17 protein-coding genes are annotated in these 17,152 nt (G+C 64.9%); 4 read left to right on the top strand and 13 right to left on the bottom strand.

Going from position 1 to position 17,152, the window contains the following annotated elements:
• Positions 1–60 precede the first annotated feature (60 nt).
• From BM449_RS02000 to BM449_RS01970, 7 genes are all read right to left on the bottom strand, one after another.
• A complete protein-coding gene (locus BM449_RS02000) occupies positions 61–501 on the bottom strand; it encodes a DUF2996 domain-containing protein (RefSeq protein ID WP_071799857.1) in 441 nt (146 codons plus the stop codon).
• Positions 502–547: 46 nt separating this feature from the next.
• On the bottom strand, positions 548–1,057 hold the full coding sequence (locus BM449_RS01995) for a hypothetical protein (RefSeq protein ID WP_071801864.1): 510 nt from the start codon (positions 1,055–1,057) through the stop codon (positions 548–550).
• A 73-nt stretch (positions 1,058–1,130) separates the two neighbouring features.
• Positions 1,131–1,766 (bottom strand): flavin prenyltransferase UbiX, encoded by a 636-nt coding sequence (locus tag BM449_RS01990; RefSeq protein ID WP_071799855.1) that lies wholly within the window; start codon positions 1,764–1,766, stop codon positions 1,131–1,133.
• 3 nt (positions 1,767–1,769) lie between these two features.
• The gene (locus BM449_RS01985; RefSeq protein ID WP_071799854.1) at positions 1,770–4,073 is read right to left on the bottom strand and encodes an RNB domain-containing ribonuclease; all 2,304 of its coding nucleotides are present in this window, start codon (positions 4,071–4,073) and stop codon (positions 1,770–1,772) included.
• An 89-nt stretch (positions 4,074–4,162) separates the two neighbouring features.
• Entirely contained in the window at positions 4,163–4,447 is a 285-nt protein-coding gene (locus tag BM449_RS01980; protein WP_071799853.1) for a TMEM165/GDT1 family protein, read from the bottom strand.
• An 18-nt stretch (positions 4,448–4,465) separates the two neighbouring features.
• Positions 4,466–4,813 carry a TMEM165/GDT1 family protein gene (locus BM449_RS01975; RefSeq protein ID WP_071799852.1) on the bottom strand — a complete coding sequence of 116 codons (348 nt, stop codon included), beginning with the start codon at positions 4,811–4,813 and terminating at the stop codon, positions 4,466–4,468.
• Positions 4,810–5,166, bottom strand: coding sequence for a YkgJ family cysteine cluster protein (locus tag BM449_RS01970; protein WP_071801863.1), 357 nt, complete (start codon positions 5,164–5,166; stop codon positions 4,810–4,812). The genes BM449_RS01975 and BM449_RS01970 overlap by 4 nt, the downstream gene beginning before the upstream one ends.
• A 117-nt stretch (positions 5,167–5,283) precedes the next feature.
• On the opposite strand from BM449_RS01970, the gene BM449_RS01965 reads away from it, so the two are divergent.
• The gene (locus tag BM449_RS01965) at positions 5,284–5,391 is read left to right on the top strand and encodes a photosystem II reaction center protein Ycf12 (protein WP_071799851.1); all 108 of its coding nucleotides are present in this window, start codon (positions 5,284–5,286) and stop codon (positions 5,389–5,391) included.
• 3 nt (positions 5,392–5,394) lie between these two features.
• Here BM449_RS01965 and recJ read toward each other — a convergent pair whose 3' ends face one another.
• Entirely contained in the window at positions 5,395–7,332 is a 1,938-nt protein-coding gene (gene recJ, locus BM449_RS01960; RefSeq protein WP_083544339.1) for a single-stranded-DNA-specific exonuclease RecJ, read from the bottom strand.
• A 76-nt stretch (positions 7,333–7,408) separates the two neighbouring features.
• Here recJ and BM449_RS01955 point away from each other — a divergent pair, with 76 nt between their 5' ends.
• Positions 7,409–7,753, top strand: a complete 345-nt coding sequence (locus BM449_RS01955; RefSeq protein WP_071799850.1) for a DUF565 domain-containing protein — start codon at positions 7,409–7,411, stop codon at positions 7,751–7,753.
• A 41-nt stretch (positions 7,754–7,794) separates the two neighbouring features.
• Here the strand turns inward: BM449_RS01955 and rpmF are convergent, their stop codons facing one another.
• On the bottom strand, positions 7,795–7,974 hold the full coding sequence (rpmF, locus tag BM449_RS01950; protein ID WP_071799849.1) for a 50S ribosomal protein L32: 180 nt from the start codon (positions 7,972–7,974) through the stop codon (positions 7,795–7,797).
• A gap of 72 nt (positions 7,975–8,046) precedes the next feature.
• Between rpmF and ftsH the strand changes: the two genes are divergently transcribed.
• On the top strand, positions 8,047–10,002 hold the full coding sequence (gene ftsH, locus BM449_RS01945; protein ID WP_083544338.1) for an ATP-dependent zinc metalloprotease FtsH: 1,956 nt from the start codon (positions 8,047–8,049) through the stop codon (positions 10,000–10,002).
• On the opposite strand, the gene BM449_RS01940 is transcribed toward ftsH, so the two are convergent.
• The 3 genes from BM449_RS01940 to thrC all read right to left on the bottom strand — a co-directional run bounded on the left by BM449_RS01940 (position 9,993) and on the right by thrC (position 12,766).
• On the bottom strand, positions 9,993–10,985 hold the full coding sequence (locus BM449_RS01940; protein WP_233830965.1) for a cupin: 993 nt from the start codon (positions 10,983–10,985) through the stop codon (positions 9,993–9,995). The genes ftsH and BM449_RS01940 overlap by 10 nt on opposite strands.
• A gap of 110 nt (positions 10,986–11,095) precedes the next feature.
• Positions 11,096–11,371 carry a MoaD/ThiS family protein gene (locus BM449_RS01935; RefSeq protein ID WP_071799848.1) on the bottom strand — a complete coding sequence of 92 codons (276 nt, stop codon included), beginning with the start codon at positions 11,369–11,371 and terminating at the stop codon, positions 11,096–11,098.
• A 108-nt stretch (positions 11,372–11,479) separates the two neighbouring features.
• Positions 11,480–12,766, bottom strand: a complete 1,287-nt coding sequence (thrC, locus tag BM449_RS01930) for a threonine synthase (protein WP_071799847.1) — start codon at positions 12,764–12,766, stop codon at positions 11,480–11,482.
• 153 nt (positions 12,767–12,919) lie between these two features.
• Here thrC and BM449_RS01925 point away from each other — a divergent pair, with 153 nt between their 5' ends.
• On the top strand, positions 12,920–15,844 hold the full coding sequence (locus tag BM449_RS01925; protein WP_071799846.1) for a UPF0182 family protein: 2,925 nt from the start codon (positions 12,920–12,922) through the stop codon (positions 15,842–15,844).
• Between the two features lie 215 nt (positions 15,845–16,059).
• Here the strand turns inward: BM449_RS01925 and fba are convergent, their stop codons facing one another.
• Positions 16,060–17,133, bottom strand: a complete 1,074-nt coding sequence (fba, locus tag BM449_RS01920; RefSeq protein WP_071799845.1) for a class II fructose-bisphosphate aldolase — start codon at positions 17,131–17,133, stop codon at positions 16,060–16,062.
• Positions 17,134–17,152: the final 19 nt, after the last annotated feature.

Here is a 17,152-nt window from a genome sequence, read left to right as displayed (position 1 = left end):
TAGGAGGCTTCAGCGCCTGGATGCCGCGATGTGAAGAGCGGCAGCGATCTGCGTGGTTGCTCAGTTCGGGCCGAGCCATTTCTGGCCATTGAGCCGGGAGACCACCCGGGAGAGCAGCAGGGCCAGGGTGGTCTTGCGCTCATCAATCAAGAAGGGCTCCAGCAGGCTGGGTTCACTGCCTGATTCGGCCAGGGCGATGGTCTTGGCGGAGCCGATCTGGGCGGCGGTGAAGCACAGCCAGAAGCGCCGGCCACCCGGGAGAACGCCGAGCACCTGCCAACAGGAAAAGCCCACCACCGGCATGGGGGCTTCCAGGAAGCTCAGCTCCACATCCGGACCTCCATAGGACTTGATCTCCTTGGTCAGGGCCGGCAGGAAGAGCTGGGGGATGAACTCCGCAAATGGCTTGTCTTCCGGAGCGGGCGGCTTGGCTTTGACTGCCGCCGCTGCCGGCTTGGCTTTGGCTTCAGTCTTGGGGGCGGGGCTGGCTGAATCGCTCACGGGCACAGACCTCGATAGGGAACCTTCGCGCAACTTTAGGGGCGTCTCACCAATCCTCCGCCAAGGGAGCGTCCCAGCCCTCTTCAGGCGTCATGGCGGTGGCCCGCGCCTGCTCCACTGGCCCAGCAACTGTCGCTGGGCCCCGCCGAATCACCCGAAAGGGGACAGAGACGGTGGGCAGCGGATCCTGGGGGGCCCGCTCGGGGCCAGACCAGGCCGGCGGCGTGAACGGCTGGCTGCGGCTGGCTCTCTCCGGTTTCTGGCGACCTGGATCCTCGTCGTTGCGACGGCTGCTTCGCCGTTGCGCCTGTGCTGGCTCTTGCCTGGGGTTCGCTGGCGCTGGAATCGCGCCCTGCTTCAGGGCCAGGGCGGTGAAGCCGGCACTGAGGGCTGCACCGCCAGCGCCAGCCAGACCGATCCAGGCACCCAGCGGCAAGGCCGGCAAGCTCCAGATCAACAGCCGCAGCGAAGTCGTCGGCCGGGGGTTGATCGCCGCGACCAGCAGGACCGCCAGCAGGGGAGCGAGCAGGGGCAGAAGCAGAAGACGGGAGAGCACGGGGTCCGGCGCCAGCAAACGGGCAGGTGATTGAGCGGTTCAGCAGTGATTCAGGAAGAGTTTCCGCCGTGATTCAGGCCGTGGTTCTGGCGGTGGGCGCGAGGTCGACCGGTCCTTCCCAGCGCTTCAGCGCCCCAAGCTCATAACCCAAAGAATCGAACACCCGGATGACCAGAAAATCCACCATCTCTTCAAGGGTGGTGGGGCGGTGATACCAGGCGGGAATCGGTGGGGCGATCCGGGCCCCCGCTTCAGCCAGGGCGGTCAGATTGCGCAGATGAATCAGGTTCCACGGCATCTCTCGCGGCGCAATCACCAGCGGCCGGCCTTCCTTGAGGTGGACATCGGCCACCCTCTCGACTAAGTCGGTGGCCACACCGCTGGCAATCCGACCGACTGTTCCCATGCTCGCCGGCAAGATCACCATGCCCCGGGTGGGAAAGCTGCCGCTGGCGATCGCAGCGGCCTGATCATTCCAGCGGTGGCAGCGCAACTGACCGGAGCTCACACCGGTGCGCTCGCGCCAGAACAGCGTCTGCAGCTCAGGTTCAGAGGGAATGCGCACACCCTGTTCGGCCAGCCAGACGCCGATGGCGCCACGGCTGGCGATCAGTTCAACCTCCTCGCCAGCTTCAAGCAAGAGCTGAAGGCTCCGTTCCGCCAGGGGCATGGCCGAAGCGCCCGAGACGGCCAACACCACCGGCGCCACGGCTCAGTCCTCCCCGGTGGCTGCTTCCTGATCGTTCGCCTGGCTGACGGCTTCGCCGTCTGGGTCTCCCTCGGTTTCGACGACGATCAGATCGATCTGATGGCGCAGCACATCCACCTTCTGAATCTCCACGTCCACCACATCTCCGAGCCTGTAGGTGCGGCGGTTCTTGCGACCGACCAGCCGGTTTTGGCGGGAGCGGTACTCGTACCAGTCGTCCTTGAGCGAGCTGACATGCACCAAGCCCTCCACCCGTGATGGCGGAATTTCGACGAAGAAGCCGTAACTCTGAACACCGCTGATCACACCGGAAATGGTCTGACCGACCATTGGTTCGGCGGCGCGGGCCTGCGCCATCACTACCAGATCGGTCTTGAGCTCAAGTACGAAGCGGGCGCGATTGTTGAGGCGCTGGATCAAGGAGGTGCTGCGGGATTGCTCCAGTTCGGTGCGCTGACTGGGGGGCAGCAGGGGCCAGTCGATGGTGCCGTGGCAAACATCAGAAGCCAGGTCGACCCTGACCTTGTGGCGCACGCTGGGCCGATCCTTGCCCTCGGTGAGCAGCAGCACCAGCACATGCTGATTCCAGAGATCGGCGTAGTGCAGCGATGGCAGGCACCAAGGAGCAAAGGCTTCTGTCTCGCCCGCCAGGCTGTGGGATCCAGGGCTCGGGCTGAACTGCACTTCGGGCAGCACCTCACTGAGTTGGCGCTGCAGCACCCGGCTGCGGTCGGTGGCGGCGAAGGCGGCAGCCAGCTCAGAAGCCACCGGGGCGTTGCCGTCATCGGCCAGCTCCAGGGGAATCTCCAAGGCAAGGGCGGCCTTGGCCACCTCGTTGACCTGGGCCGGATCCGCCCCCGGATTGACGGCAAAGATTCCAGGCAGATCAAGGGCTGCCAGGTGCTTGCCCAGGGCCTGACCGGCCGGTAGCACCAGTTCCCTCAGCAGGGCGAAGGGATGCTGTGGCGGTAACGCCACAAGCCAGCCCTGGCGGCTTTCGCCCGGCTCTGGCAGAGGCAGGTCACCGAGGGATTCGAGGTCAGGCAGGGGAAGATCGAGATCGATCGATCCATTGGCCAGCCGGCGCTGGCGCAGCACAGCCGCCAGTTCCAGCAATTTTTCAAGCACCGGCAGCAGATCCTTGAGGGATTTCAGCGCTGCCGGTACGGTGCGTGCCTTGGGTTTCCGCTCGGCGAGGGCCTGCAGGCAGGCGGCATCGATGCTGGCGTCGGTCTTGATCGTGGTGAGGGCAAAGCGATAGTGCTCCAGCTGCCCCTCAGCATTGAATTGCAGGCCGACTGAAACGGCGGCAGCCTCCTGGCCTGTGACAAAGCCGGCCGCCTTGCTCAGGGCAGGGTTGAGCAGCGGAATCCAGCGCCTGCCCAGGCAGAGGGCCTCGGCCCGCTCACGCAACCAGAGGTCAAGACTGCCGCCAGCGGTCAGCCGCTCAGCCACGGCCGGGGAGTGGACCCAGAGGGTGACGCCCGTTTCCCCTTCTTCGAGTGACACCTCTTCGAGTGACACCGCCGGCAAGATTGGCGCCTCGCCACCGCTCCAGCCGTTCAGCAAAAAGGTGGGAAGTGCGGTGAGGTCGAGGCGGCCCTTGGGGTTCGGGTTGCGCAGGGTGCTGCGCGGTGGAGCGACAGGGTTGCGCAGACCGTGTTTGGTGAGCAGCAGATCGAGGTCGGCCTCCTCACCGCCATTGATCGGCAGCAGCCGGGCGACGTGACCCTGGGCGGGAAACTGGGCCACGGGGTAACGGTCCAGCAGCACCTCCACCACCGACTGCTTGTCAGGATCGAGGTAGGTGTCATCGCTGGCTGGAAGCGCCACGCTGGTGAGCAGTCGGTCGTCGAGCGGCACGGCGACGAGGCGATCCTCATGCCGTTCCACCTGGGCCAGCAGGTTGGTGGTGGCGCGTTCAAGGATGCATTGCACCCCACCCTCTGGGGATCGGCGGCGGCCGCCTTCACGGGTGATGCGCACCAGCACCCGGTCACCGTTCCAGGCGTGGTTGAGCTGGTGGTCGCGGATATAGATGTCTTCGTTGCCGTCTTCGCGCAGGGCGAAACAGAAGCCCTTGCTGGAGCAGCGCAGGCGCGCCTCGATCAGGCTCTCGTCGTGGCAACGCTGCACGCCGGCTTCGCCTTCCTCAAGAAGCCCAACGCGGCCCAAGCCCTCAAGCGCGATCCGCAGCATCGCCTTGTCGGTCTTCTGGCTCAGACCGAGAGCCTTCTCCAACTTGGCGAGTGGCAGGGCGTCGGAGGCAGGGAGCTGGTCGAGCAGACCGGCGACCGTGAACTTCATCGGGGGGAGAGTCAAAGGAAAGCAGGCAAGGCTTGGAAGCCCTGGGCGCGCAGCGATGCCCAGGAAAGCGGTTGTTATGAAGCCACACTCTACGAATCTTCTGTTCCGGCTCGAATGATCAGCCGGGTGCCGATCAAAAGGAAGCCGAGCGAAGCGGCGAGTTGGAGGGCATCGGCAGGAATCAAAGTGGAAAGGGAACCCCCGGCGTAGGCACCCAGCAAGCTGGCGAGCACCAAGGCCCCCGAGCTGCCGACAAACACCGCGATCGGATTGCTGGTGGTGCCGCTGATCGTCACGATCGTCAGCTGGGTCTTGTCACCCAGCTCGGCGAGAAACACAGTCAGAAAGGTGGAGGCCAGGAGCGGAAGTTGCATCGAATCAAGGTTTCGGAGTTACGGGCTGAGCAGTCCGAGGCTGGCCTGGGAGCCCAGCCAGAGGCCGAGGGACACCATCAGCAGTCCGGAAATCCGCTCCAGCCGCTGGGGCGGCAGCACGGAGGCCAACCAGCGCCCCAACAGCACGCCCACCAGGCTGGAGCAGATCAAGGCGAGGGCAGCCCCGGCGAAAACCAGCAGGGGCCGGCCGGATTCAGCGGCCAGCAACAGGGCGGCCAGTTGGGTCTTGTCGCCCAGCTCGGCGAGGAACACCGTGGTGAAGGTGGTGAAGATAAGCGCCCACACGGTTGTGTCCGCTGGCTTCGCCTCAGCCGGTGTGTCATCGGGCTCAGGGCTGTTGCTCATGGCTGACGCGTGCCCCGCTCAAAGCGCCGCAGCACCGAGCTGCGTCCGCCGTACTCCTCGCGGATCTGCTGGCGGCAACAGGCAATCGCGAAGGCGTCGCTCTGCTCGCTCGGCACCCCGAACAGGGCAGGAAGGTTGCTAACCCGGCAAAAATCAGGACGGTCTGCGTAGATGCGGCAAGCGCGTCCACCGGTGTCGTAGTGGCGGCACCAACCATCGGCGCCCACCATGTCCAGGTACTGGCTGCGCTGCATCGGGCTCAGGGCTTCGAGGGCCTCGCTCCGCCGCTCCGGATCCAGCCGGCAGCAGGCGCCACACCCGCCGATGCAGCTCCAGTGGCTTCCGCAGCCCATCAACTCCACCCCGGTTGCTGTGACAAGCGGTCACAGTGGCACGGTCCGATCCGTTTGCAGGGCTCCGTTCTCCCGTAACCTGAGCCACAGAACGTCTTCGTAGCGGGCCAGGGATTCATGGGTATCGACATCCATCTCATTGCCAACTTCATGGCCCTGGCGTTGATCACCCTGGCAGGGCCAGCCGTGATCTTCATTCTCTTCTATCGGCGCGGCGCGCTCTGAGCGTCAGGCTGCCAAGCCGAGTGCCAGAGCCGCCTCGTTGAACAGTCCCTGCAAATAGGGGTGGGTCTTGCTGCTGGCTGCTGCTGAAGCTGGCGAGCGCAATTCCTCCCCGGCCTCATTGCGGATCAACAGGTCGTCCCCATCGCGGCGGCACCAGTAGGTGCGTTCGCGCCGTTGCAACACCACTTCTCCGCCGCCACTGGGGCGCAGGCCCACCAGTTCGAGTTGCAGGCGTTCCTCGCCCTGCCAGCGATTGATGCGCAAGCGGAAGGCCACATCCACCTGGATGGGAACGGGACCTTCACCCTGCCAACGCCAGGCAATCGCCCGCTGACGGCACTCCCCTTGCTCAAGGTTGAGTTGCAGATGGCCGCCACGCAGCAGGCGCTGTTCGATGACCTTGCAACCGGCAGACCAGAACACCGGCACCGCCAGGCCGGCACCGAGCGGTTCGAGCCGCTGCAGGTTCCGCCAGAAATTGGGAGTGACCCGATCCAGGGAGAGCCTGGCTTCTGGCTCCACCGGGGCACCGCTGCTGCGTCCCTTCAACCAATCACCTGCCAGCCCATTGAGGGCCTGATGCAACGCCGCCACGTTCTCGGCCCGCACGGTGAAGCCACCGGCCGCCGGGTGACCGCCATGGCGCTCCAGCAGCGCCTGGCAATGGCTCAGGGCCTGATCCACAGCAAAGCCCCGCGGCGCCCGCACCGAGGAGCGCAAGCGTCCGTTGCCCTCGCCTGCCAGCAGAGCCACCGGCAGGCCGAACCGTTCCACCAGCCGGGCGGCCACCACCCCGATCACGCCATGGTGCCAATGGCTCTGGGCCAGCAGCAGAAACGGGGTCCGCTCCGGGCCGTCCGCTTCCACCAAGGCCACCGCTTCGGCCTCGATCGCATCACAGAGCTCGCGGCGTTGCCGGTTGAGCGCTTCGCACTCCTGGGCCAGCTCCATGGCCCGTTCGTCGTCTGCGGTGGTGAGCAACTCCACCACCAGCTGGGGGTCCCCCAGCCGGCCCACCGCATTGATCCGAGGCGCCAGTTGAAAAGCCACAGCCGTTGCATCGAGGGGGGTGTCCCCCACGCCAGCCAGGCGTTGCAGCGCCTGCAGGCCCGCCAGGCCGGAGCAATGCAGGCGCGGCAGCCCGTCGCGCAGCCAGCGACGGTTCACCCCCAACAAGGGAGCCATGTCGGCGATCGTGCCGATACAGAACAGATCGAGCGCCATGGCGGTGGCGTCGCTCCGGCCCAGGCTGCCGGCGAGGGCAACGGCCAGCACGTAGGCCAGCCCGACGCCGGCCAGACCTCGGTAGGGCGAACCCTCAGGAGTGCAGGCCGGATGCAGCAGGGCCAGGTAGGGGGGATGCTGCGGTGGCAGGGTGTGGTGGTCGGTGAGGATCACCTCCACCTGCAGGGCCTGGGCCCGCTCAAGGGCCTCAACGGCGGCAATGCCGTTGTCGACGGTGACCAGCAGGGCGATGCCCTCCTCGGCCAGCCGTTCGACCATGGCGGCATTGAGGCCGTAGCCATCGTCGAGCCGGCTGGGGATCGCCGCCACCGGCCTGGCCCCGAGCCGCTGCAGCACTCCCACCAGCAGGGCGGTGCTGGTCATGCCATCGGCGTCGTAGTCACCGCAGATCGCTACGGCTTCGGCCTTGGCGCAGGCCTGAGACAGCCGCTGGACGGCCCGGCTCAGATCGCTGAAGTGCTGATGGGGATCCGGGGCCGGCGCCGGTTCGAGCACATGGCCGATCGCCTCTGCCGTGCCGTAGCCCCGCCGGCGCAGAACAGCCAGAATCTCGGGCTCAAGGCCCAGCGCGACGATGGCCTCGGCTCCATCATCTATCTCCGGGAGGGGAGCTGGCAGCTGCCAGCGCTGCTGGGGCAGGCGGGTGAGCAAGGGGTCCCCACGGAGATGGCCGCATTCTGCGCTGTTGCTTCCCATCGATGCCCCCCTAACCTGCGTCCATGCAGGCACGTTCTCCCCAGAGTTCCCAGCAGCCAGCGGCCTCGATACAGCGATGACCCGCCAGCCATTCCAGGCCACCCGCTTCCAGCGCCTCCAAGCCGAAGTCAGCAGACTCCTGCTCGATTGGCTCAGGGGGAGCTGGCGCAGAGGCAGCGCGGCCCTACTGGCGCTGTTGATCGGTCTCTATGCCGGTAACAATCTCACGTCTTTCTTCCTATTCCGCATCGGCCAGCGCCCCCTGGCGGTGCTGGGGATGGTGGTGCTCGTGGAGCTGGTGATCAGGCTACGCAGCCGCTTTCTCAAAGGAGAGCCAGGGCTGGGCTGGGTGATCTGTGACAACTTCCGGATCGGAATTGTCTACGCCGTGGTGCTTGAGGGCTTCAAGCTCGGCTCCTGATTCCCTGGTCAGGCCAACCCGTTGTCTTGTGCGGCCCGATCTCAGCTGGCTTCGTCTTCGGCGGTTTCATCGACGGGATAGACAAAGCCCTGGGCCCGTCCGCTCAAGACCGCCTTGCCGAGCGACAACGCCTTCCTGGCTGCGACGGTGGCCTGGGCTTTCCAATGGGCATGACGCTGATTGCGCTTCCCTTTCGATGTTTTCTTCTTGGGAGCAGCCATCCCTATTGATCAACCAAACAATGATCATCCGCTCTGGTCTTGCCTTTCGTCAAATCGCTAAACTGACAGGCCATGCAGAACCCTGTGAGCACTCCACCTCCAGTGTTCCCGCTCTGGTCCGTCGCACCTGGCACTCTTCTGGCAGGCACTGTCCCGGCTGGCTCCTTCCTGGCCCAGGCCGCGCCCACTCCGGCTCCTGAGCCAGCGCGCACCAATCCCTTCCGGGCTCTGGGCCTGCAGACCACGCCGCCGCCCTCCTACAGCGAGCTGTTGCAGCTCATCCGCGACGGCAAGGTCAAGGAGCTGGACCTATCCCCCCACCAACGGGAGGTGGCGGTGGTGCTGAACGACGGCACCCGCACGGATGTGCCGGTGTTCGCCAACGATTCACTGTTGCTGCAAACAGCCCAGCAGGCCAGGGTTCCCCTCAGCGTCAGCGATAACCGCGACCAGGAGGCCTCCGCAGGTCTGGTGATCAACATCCTGCTGGTGGTGCTGTTGGTTGGCGGGCTCACCTTGCTGATCCGCCGCTCCTCCCAGGTGGCGAACAAAGCGATCGGTTTTGGTCGCAGTCAGCCCCGTGTTCAGGAGGAGGGCACCGCCAGCGTGCGCTTCGAGGATGTGGCGGGCATCAACGAGGCCAAGGAGGAACTGCAGGAGGTGGTCACCTTTTTGAGGCAACCGGAGCGATTCACCGCCATCGGCGCCAAGATCCCCAAAGGCGTGCTGCTGGTAGGCCCGCCAGGTACCGGCAAAACGCTGCTGGCCAAGGCGATTGCTGGCGAGGCGGGGGTGCCCTTCTTCTCGATGGCGGCTTCGGAGTTCGTCGAGATGTTCGTGGGTGTGGGCGCCAGCCGCGTGCGCGATCTGTTCAAGCGCGCCAAGGAAAAAGCCCCTTGCATCATTTTCATTGATGAGGTCGATGCGGTTGGCCGTCAGCGCGGCGCCGGGATCGGCGGCGGCAACGATGAGCGTGAGCAGACCCTCAACCAGCTGCTCACGGAGATGGATGGCTTTGAGGAGAACTCCGGGGTGATTCTGCTGGCGGCCACCAACCGTCCAGACGTGCTCGATGTCGCCCTGACCCGGCCGGGCCGTTTTGATCGCCAGATCACCGTTGATCTCCCCGATCGCCGCGGGCGCGAAGCGATCCTTGCCGTCCATGCCCGCAGCCGGCCTCTGTCTGAGGCCGTGTCGCTAGCGGCCTGGGCTGCCCGCACGCCAGGTTTTTCAGGAGCTGATCTCTCCAACCTGCTCAACGAAGCGGCAATCCTCACGGCCCGCCGGCATGAAACCAGCATCGATGATCTCGCCCTCAATGATGCTCTGGAGCGCATCACGATGGGGCTGACGGTGGCCCCCCTTCAAGACAGCGCCAAAAAGCGGCTGATCGCTTACCACGAAGTGGGCCACGCCCTGATCACCACCCTGCTGCCCAAGGCCGACGCTCTGGACAAGGTGACCCTGCTGCCCCGTTCCGGAGGGGTCGGCGGCTTTGCCCGCACCACTCCCGACGAGGACATCCTCGATTCCGGCCTGATCAGCCGCGCCTATCTGCGCGACCGCCTGGTGGTGGTGATGGGGGGACGGGCGGCGGAACTGGTGGTGTTCGGCCCCAGCGAGATCACCCAGGGGGCTTCCGGCGATTTCCAGATGGCCACCCGGATCTGCAGGGAGATGGTCACCCGCTATGGCTTCTCCAGCCTTGGGCCAGTGGCCCTGGAGGGCGATGCCTCCGAGGTGTTCCTCGGCCGCGACCTGATCCACACCCGGCCCAGCTATGCCGAGTCAACCGGCCGGCAGATTGATTCGCAGGTGCGTCAGTTGGCCCAGCAAGCCCTGGATCAGGCGGTGAACCTGCTGCGTCCCCGCCGTGACCTGCTCGACCAGTTGGTGGAGGAGTTGATCGAACAGGAAACCCTCGATGGCGAGACCTTCCGCCACTTGGTGGAGCGCTTTGAAGCCTCCCAGCCGGCGGCAGCGAATCGGCGGTCCGAGGCCGCCGGCGGGGTTCTGGCTCACTCCTGAGGCATGCCGCTGCTGAAGCGGATATCCAGGCTGCGCAGATAGGTGTGCAGCCCGGCATCTTGAATCGGTAGCAGCATGGCCGGGTGGCCGCTCTGGTTCACGTGGGAATGCCAGTGTCCCGGTGGGGTCACAAACGCCGCACCGGGCTCCCAGGCCATGCTCAGCGGATCACGGATCGTGCCATCGGCATTGAGCTCAGGGCCGGAGATCGTGACGCAGCCGGGCTGGCAGTCGATCACCAGATCGAGGGCCACCGATTGGTGGCGATGGGGCGGCTGGATCGCGCCGGCCGGCACCAGGCCGAGCATGGCCCAGAGCGTGTGGGTCACCGTGCGACTGCGGGGCAGATCCGCGTTGGCCATCAGCAGGCTGAGCCTGTTGCTGCGGGCACTGCTGGGATCGGCGGCCAAGGCTGCCAGTTCCTGGCGCATCCAGGGGCCCGGGTAGTGGGTGGCCTCGAAGCGGGGCTCCTCGGGGCTGACGCCAAGGAAGGAGAGCAAGGGGGCGTCATGCACCCAGTAGAGAACGCTTTCCTGCTCCGCTTCGAGCTGGGGAGCCGGACCGCTGGGCAGCACGAACAGGTCTCCTGTGCTCCAGGCCTGGTCATGGGCGGCGCCGTGGCGGCTGGCCTCGCGCCGGCAATGCCCCTGACCCCTGAACACATAAAACAGTGCACTGGTGGCCTTGGCGGCCACCTCAATGGTGTCCCCAGCCAGGATGCGCACGAAGTTGGCCGACAGGGCCGGGCTGGTGGCAGGGCCCTGGCAGCCCAGTTTGTCGCTGAGGTCGAGCGGCAGGATGGCTGAGGGCCCTGTGGCATGCAGTTCAGGGCCCCAGCGCCCTTCAGGGATCGGCTCGGTCAGCCCGTGGCGAACCGGATTGGCGGCCTGGCGGTAATCGAACAGAACGGCTTTGGCCCCTGGCTCCACATCCGTGAAGCCTGGAGTGGCTGTATTGGTAGGGGGGCTGGCTGTCTGGGTCATGCGTCCGGCCACAATGGCAATCAAGCCTATGGACGGAAGGGCACCGTTGGCGTTACCAGTTCAGGTCCACTGACCCTGGGAGATTCGATTCGCCACTGAACCTGCAGGATTCAGCCTCCGGCCACCGCCGGCACAATGCTCACTTCATCACCATCACTCAGGGCCGTGGCCTGGTGATCGAGAAAGCGAATGTCCTCGCTGTTGACATAGACGTTGAGGAAGCGGCGCAGCTTGCCGTTCTCGTCGGTGAGGCGGGCCAGGATGCCGGGAAAGTGGCTTTCGAGGGCGGTGAGCAGCTCATCCACCGTGCTGGCGTCCACGTCGACACTGGCTTGATCGGCGGTGAATTTCTGCAGGGGGGTGGGGATCAGAACCTGGATGGTCATGGGAGGTGGGGGGAGGAACAACGGCCCAATGGAGGGGCGCTGGGGGGTTGGGACATGGCTTGAAAAGGGCTGGGTTGGTGCCGGCTGAAACGCCCTTTCGGCTTTGGCTCAGACGCCCATGGGCTCCCAGCTGGCTCGCTGCAACGACTGGGCCCGCTCCCAGGCCGCGTTGAAGCTGGCCAGCTGGGGCTCGATGGTGTACGGCTCTCCCACCACCGGGCTGATCGCTTCGAGGGTCTTGAGGCCGTTGCCGGTGATGTAGGCGACGGTGGTTTCGCTGGGATCGATCTTGCCCTGCTCCACCAGCTTCTTGAGCACCGCGATTGTGGTGCCGCCGGCGGTTTCGGTGAACACCCCTTCGGTTTCAGCCAGCAGCTGGATGCCGGCCACGATCTCGTCATCGCTGACCGCGGCGATCGAGCCGTTGCTGCGGCGGGCGATATCAAGGGCATAGGGGCCATCGGCGGGATTGCCGATCGCAATCGACTTGGCGATCGTGTTCGGTTTCACAGGAGTGATGTAGTCACGGCCCTCGGCAAACGCCTGGGCGATCGGTGAGCAGCCTTCAGCCTGGGCACCGCTGAAGCGCACCGGCTTTTCGTCGACCAGCCCCACTTTGATGAATTCATCGAATCCCTTGCGGATCTTGCCGAACAGGGAACCGGAGGCCAGGGGAGCCACGATGTGATCGGGCAGTTGCCAGCCGAGTTGCTCGATCACTTCGTAGCCGAGAGTTTTCGAGCCTTCGGAGTAGTAGGGGCGCAGGTTGATGTTCACGAAGCCCCAGCCGTAGGTGTTCGCCACCTCCGAGCAGAGCCGGTTGACCTGGTCATAGTTGCCCTTCACCGCCATCAAGGTGGGGTTGTAGATCAAGGTGCCGAGCACCTTGCCCAGCTCCAGATCGCTGGGAATGAACACGCAGCATTCCAGGCCGGCGTGGGCGGCGATGGCGGCGGTGGAGTTGGCCAGGTTGCCGGTGGACGCGCAGCTCACCGTGGTGAACCCCAGCTCGCGGGCGCGGGTGAGGGCGACTGACACCACCCGATCCTTGAAGGAAAGGGTGGGCATGTTCACCCCATCGTTCTTGATGTAAAGATTTTTCAGGCCCAGACGCCGGGCCAGGCGGTTGGCTTTCACCAGCGGCGTGAAGCCGGTGCCCACATCGATCGGGTCGCCGGCGATCGGCAGGAACTCGCGATAGCGCCAGATCGACGCCGGACCGGCCTCGATCGAAGCCCGACTCACCCGGGCGCGAATGGCGTCGTAGTCGTAGACGACCTCAAGGGGGCCAAAGCAGACGTCTTCACAGACGTGGCGGGCCGTGGCCTCGTAGGGGTGTCCGCATTCCTTGCAGCGCAGGCCCGTGAACGTGGCGCGGGAAAGGGTGGCTGTCACGGCCTTGCAGCAACAACTAAGAAAACTAGCAGCGCGCTTCTAGTCTCCCGCTGAATCCCGACACTCGAGGTCGGGATTCAGCGGGAGGCTGTTGGTGGTCGGGAAGCGGCGGATCATGATTCTCTTTTCCGCACCTCTCTCTAACCTCAAGCTGTGCCTACCCCCTCCCACCGGCTGCTGTCGCTGGCCGCAAGAGCGCTTCTGGCTGCGTTCGCGGCCATGGTGCTGGTGGTCACGGTGTCCCGTCTGGGGATCGAGTGGGAGTGGTTCGCGCAATTTGGCTTCCAGTCCGTGCTGCTGCGCCGCTGGCTGTTGCAGCTGACGACCTTTGCGGTGGTGATGGGTCTGGGGATCGCCCTCCAGCTCAAGCAGCTCCAGCGTTGTTGGAGCCTCCGTCATCAAGGTGGGGTCAAATCCCTGTCGCGTTCTTATCAGCTTCAACTGGGGCCAGCCTCTCTGGTTGCCGTTTTGGCTGCTCTGCTGCTGCTGCTGGCCGGCGGACTCACCTACCTGGCCGTTCAGGCCCGGGGGCTGATTGCTTCGCCATTCAGCGGTGAGGTGATCAGCGGTTTTCCCGTGTTCGCCGATCTGCCCCCGTTGCTGTTCATCGGCCTGGGTCTTGGCCTGCTCTGCCCCTTACTGCTCTGGCCCCTGACCACCTTGCGGGTGGTGATGACGGCGGCCCTGGCGGGATCGGCCACCGCCCTGGCCCGGGGCTGGAGCCTGTGGCTGCCGGCCCTGCTGGCGGTGCCGTTCGGGGAGGGGGACCCGCTGACCGGCTTTGATCTCCGCTTCACGGTCTTGCAGCTGCCGGCCCTGAGGCTGTTGCTCAGTGTGCTCTTCGCCCAGGTGACGGTCGGTCTGGCAGGCTGCCTTTGGCTCACCTTCAGCGAAGGCAGCGCCCTGAGTGATCTGCGCTTCGCCGGCCTCAGCCAGGCTCAGAAGCGGGTGCTCAAGCCTCAGATCGCTGTGCTGGCGGTGGTGGCCTCCTGCAGCGCGGCGCTCTCCCCCTTCGCTCTGATGGTGGACGGCAGCGGGGTCGCCTCCGGCGCCGGCTTTGTCGACCTGCATGTGCGCCTGCCGATTCGGCTGTTGCTCTCCGCGCTGCTGCTGATCACCGCTCTGCAGCTGGTGTTGCCGATCCGGCGCAACTGGCTGCGGCGCTTCACCCTGTTGCCCTTGGTGGCCACCGTGCTGGTGCTGCCGATCGCCGAGTTCCTGGTGGCACCGCAGGTCCAGAACCTCTGGGTGGAACCGCGGGAGCTGGTGGTTGAAACCCCCTATCTGGAGCGCAGCATTCGCGCCACCCGCAATGCCTTCGGCCTTGAGAGTGTCCAGGATCTCGTCCTCGAGCCCCGCCAGCTCCTGACCCCCGCCGACATCAAGGCGGCACCGGGCACCCTGGCCAACATCCGTCTCTGGGACAGCAAACCGCTGCTGGCCGCCAACCGCCAGCTGCAGCAGCTGCGGCTGTATTACACCTTCCCGTCGGTGGCGGTCGATCGCTACGCGCTCGGCGATGAATCGCGCACGGGGGGATCCCAGCAGGTGCTGATCGCGGCCCGGGAAATCGATAGCGGCGCCCTGCCGGAGGGCTCACGCACCTGGTTGAACCGCCATCTGGTCTTCACCCATGGCTATGGCTTCACCGTCTCGCCGGTCAACACGTTCGGCCCCGACGGCTTGCCGTCGTTTTTTGTCAAGGATCTGGGCCGCAGCGGGCGTGTGCAGGGAAATGAGGCCCTTGGAATCAGTGATGCCAGCGCCCTCGGAGCTTTCCCTGTGGGCCGGCCCCGCCTCTATTACGGCTCCGAGTCTGCTCCCTACGTGATCGCTCCAACCACTGTGGAGGAGTTCGACTTCCCCGACGGGGAGCTGAATTTCTGGACCCACTTCGATGGCCAACTGGGCATCTCGCTCGGCAATGGCTGGCAACGGTTCAAGGCGGCGGTGTACCTGAAGGAGCCGCGGGTGTTGTTCAGCGGCTCCTTCACCCCCCGCTCGCTGTTGCTGCTGCGTCGCCCGGTGAAGGACCGGCTTGAGGCGCTCGCTCCTTTCCTGGGTTTTGAGAGTGAGCCCTACCTAGTCACCGTTGCGGTGGGGGACAGTCCAGGCTTTCGCTCCGAGCAACATCAATACTGGATGTTGGATGGGTTCACAACGAGCCGCAGCTATCCCTACAGCGAAGCCAATGCCAATGGCATCCGCTATTTCCGCAACCCCGTCAAGGCCGTGGTCGATGCCCACGACGGCCGGCTCTGGCTCTATGTGAGTGATCCGAGCGACCCAATCCTGCGCACATGGCAACGGGCTTTTCCTGAGTTGTTCCAACCGCTGGCGGCGATGCCGAAGCCCCTGCTTGAGCACATCCGGGTACCGATCAGTCAGTTCAAGATCCAATCGGAGCGATTGCTGAAGTACCACGTCACCGACGTGCGCACGTTTTACAACGGGGAGGATGAATGGTCGGTGCCACTGGAGATCTACGGCTCGCGCATCTCTCCTGTCGAGCCGTATTACGCCAATGTGCAGCTCCCCGGAAAAGACACTGACAGGCCCGAATTCGTTTTGCTGCTGCCGTTCTCGCCGGTACGGCGCTCCAACATGGTGGGTTGGCTGGCAGCCCGCAACGACGTTCCCAATTACGGCGAACTTCAGCTGGTGCGCTTTCCGCAGCAGCGCTTGCTGCTGGGCCCCCAGCAGATCACGGCCCTGATCGAGCAGGACCCTCAGATCAGTTTCCAGTTCGGACTCTGGAACCGCACGGGCTCCCAGCTGTTGCGCGGCAACCTGTTGGTGCTGCCGGTGGGGAATGGCTTGCTCTACGTCGAGCCGATCTATCTGCAGTCGAAGAACAATGCCTTGCCCACCCTGGTGCGGGTCGTGGTCACCGATGGCACCAGGTTCGTGATGGAGCGCGATCTCGACACGGCCCTCGCGAAGCTGGTTTCCGGGACGGCCCCTGCCTCCGTTTCCCCGACGAACCCCAACGGGTTCCTCCCGCAGATTCTCGATCCGGCATCCCCGGCTGAACCACCAGCCCCCAACTTGACCCCCAACCTGCTGCCCACCCCCTGACCCGGTCCCTGTCTCCAGTCAGAGAGGCCTACCCAGGCATCTGCACTTGAGCGTGTTCATTCAGGCCGTACCTGGCCGACAAAAAAGGGAGCCGAAGCTCCCTGATGGAATGGTGGTCTTGGTCTGGAAGCGGAAGGTTGAGTCGGGGGCTGGAGTCGTAAGCCGTTGAGCTCACGCCGTTTTACCAAAAGCCGGCTAACTCAGACCTGTTTCACTCAGACCGCAACGGCGGTCTTGGGTTCAAGCACGCCCTTGGCGTAGAGCTCGGCGTAGTAGTTGATGTTCTGCTGCTTGATCTTGCTGGCTTGGCCGGCGCACCAGAACTGCTGGTAACGATCAAGGCAGACCTTCTTCATGTAGGCCCGGGCCGGCTTGTTGAAGTGGCGGGGGTCGAAGTTGGCCGGATCCTTGGCGGCAGCCTCACGGACGGCGGCGGTGAAGGCCAGGCGGTTGTCGGTGTCGATGTTGATCTTGCGCACACCGTTGCGGATGCCGTTCTGGATTTCCTCCACGGGCACGCCATAGGTTTCGGGGATGGCGCCACCGAACTGGTTGATCATGTCCAGCCATTCCTTGGGAACCGAGCTGGAGCCGTGCATCACCAGGTGGGTGTTGGGGATGGCCTTGTGAATCTCGGCGATCCGGGAGATGGCCAGCACTTCGCCGGTGGGCTTGCGGGTGAATTTGTAGGCGCCGTGGCTGGTGCCGATCGCGATCGCCAGGGCGTCGACCTTGGTTTTGGCAACGAAATCGGCGGCTTCGGCGGGATCGGTGAGCAGCTGGTCGCGGGAGAGGGCGCCATCAAAGCCGTGGCCGTCTTCAGCCTCGCCCTTGCCGGTTTCAAGAGAGCCAAGGCAACCCAGTTCGCCTTCCACGCTCACGCCGATGGCATGGGCCACATCCACCACTTCCTTGGTGACGGCCACGTTGTAGTCGTAGCTGGCCGGAGTTTTGGCGTCGGCTTCCAGCGAGCCGTCCATCATCACCGAGGTGAAGCCGTTGGCGGCAGCACCGAAGCAGGTGGCGGGGCTGTTGCCGTGGTCCTGGTGCATCACCACCGGGATGCCGGGATAGGTTTCCACGGCTGCCAGAATCAGGTGGCGAAGAAAGTTCTCGCCGGCGTACTGACGGGCGCCGCGGGAGGCCTGCAGGATGACGGGGCTGTCGGTTTCGTAGGCCGCCTCCATGATCGACTGCACCTGTTCCAGATTGTTGACGTTGAAGGCCGGAATGCCATAGCCGTTCTCAGCAGCGTGGTCGAGCAGCAGCCGAAGCGGAACGAGGGCCATGGTGAAAACCTCTGATGGA

The sequence above is a fragment of the Synechococcus sp. SynAce01 genome, from assembly GCF_001885215.1.
Classification (GTDB): Bacteria; Cyanobacteriota; Cyanobacteriia; order PCC-6307; family Cyanobiaceae; genus Regnicoccus; species Regnicoccus frigidus.
This window is presented reverse-complemented; position numbering and strand designations above follow the sequence as displayed.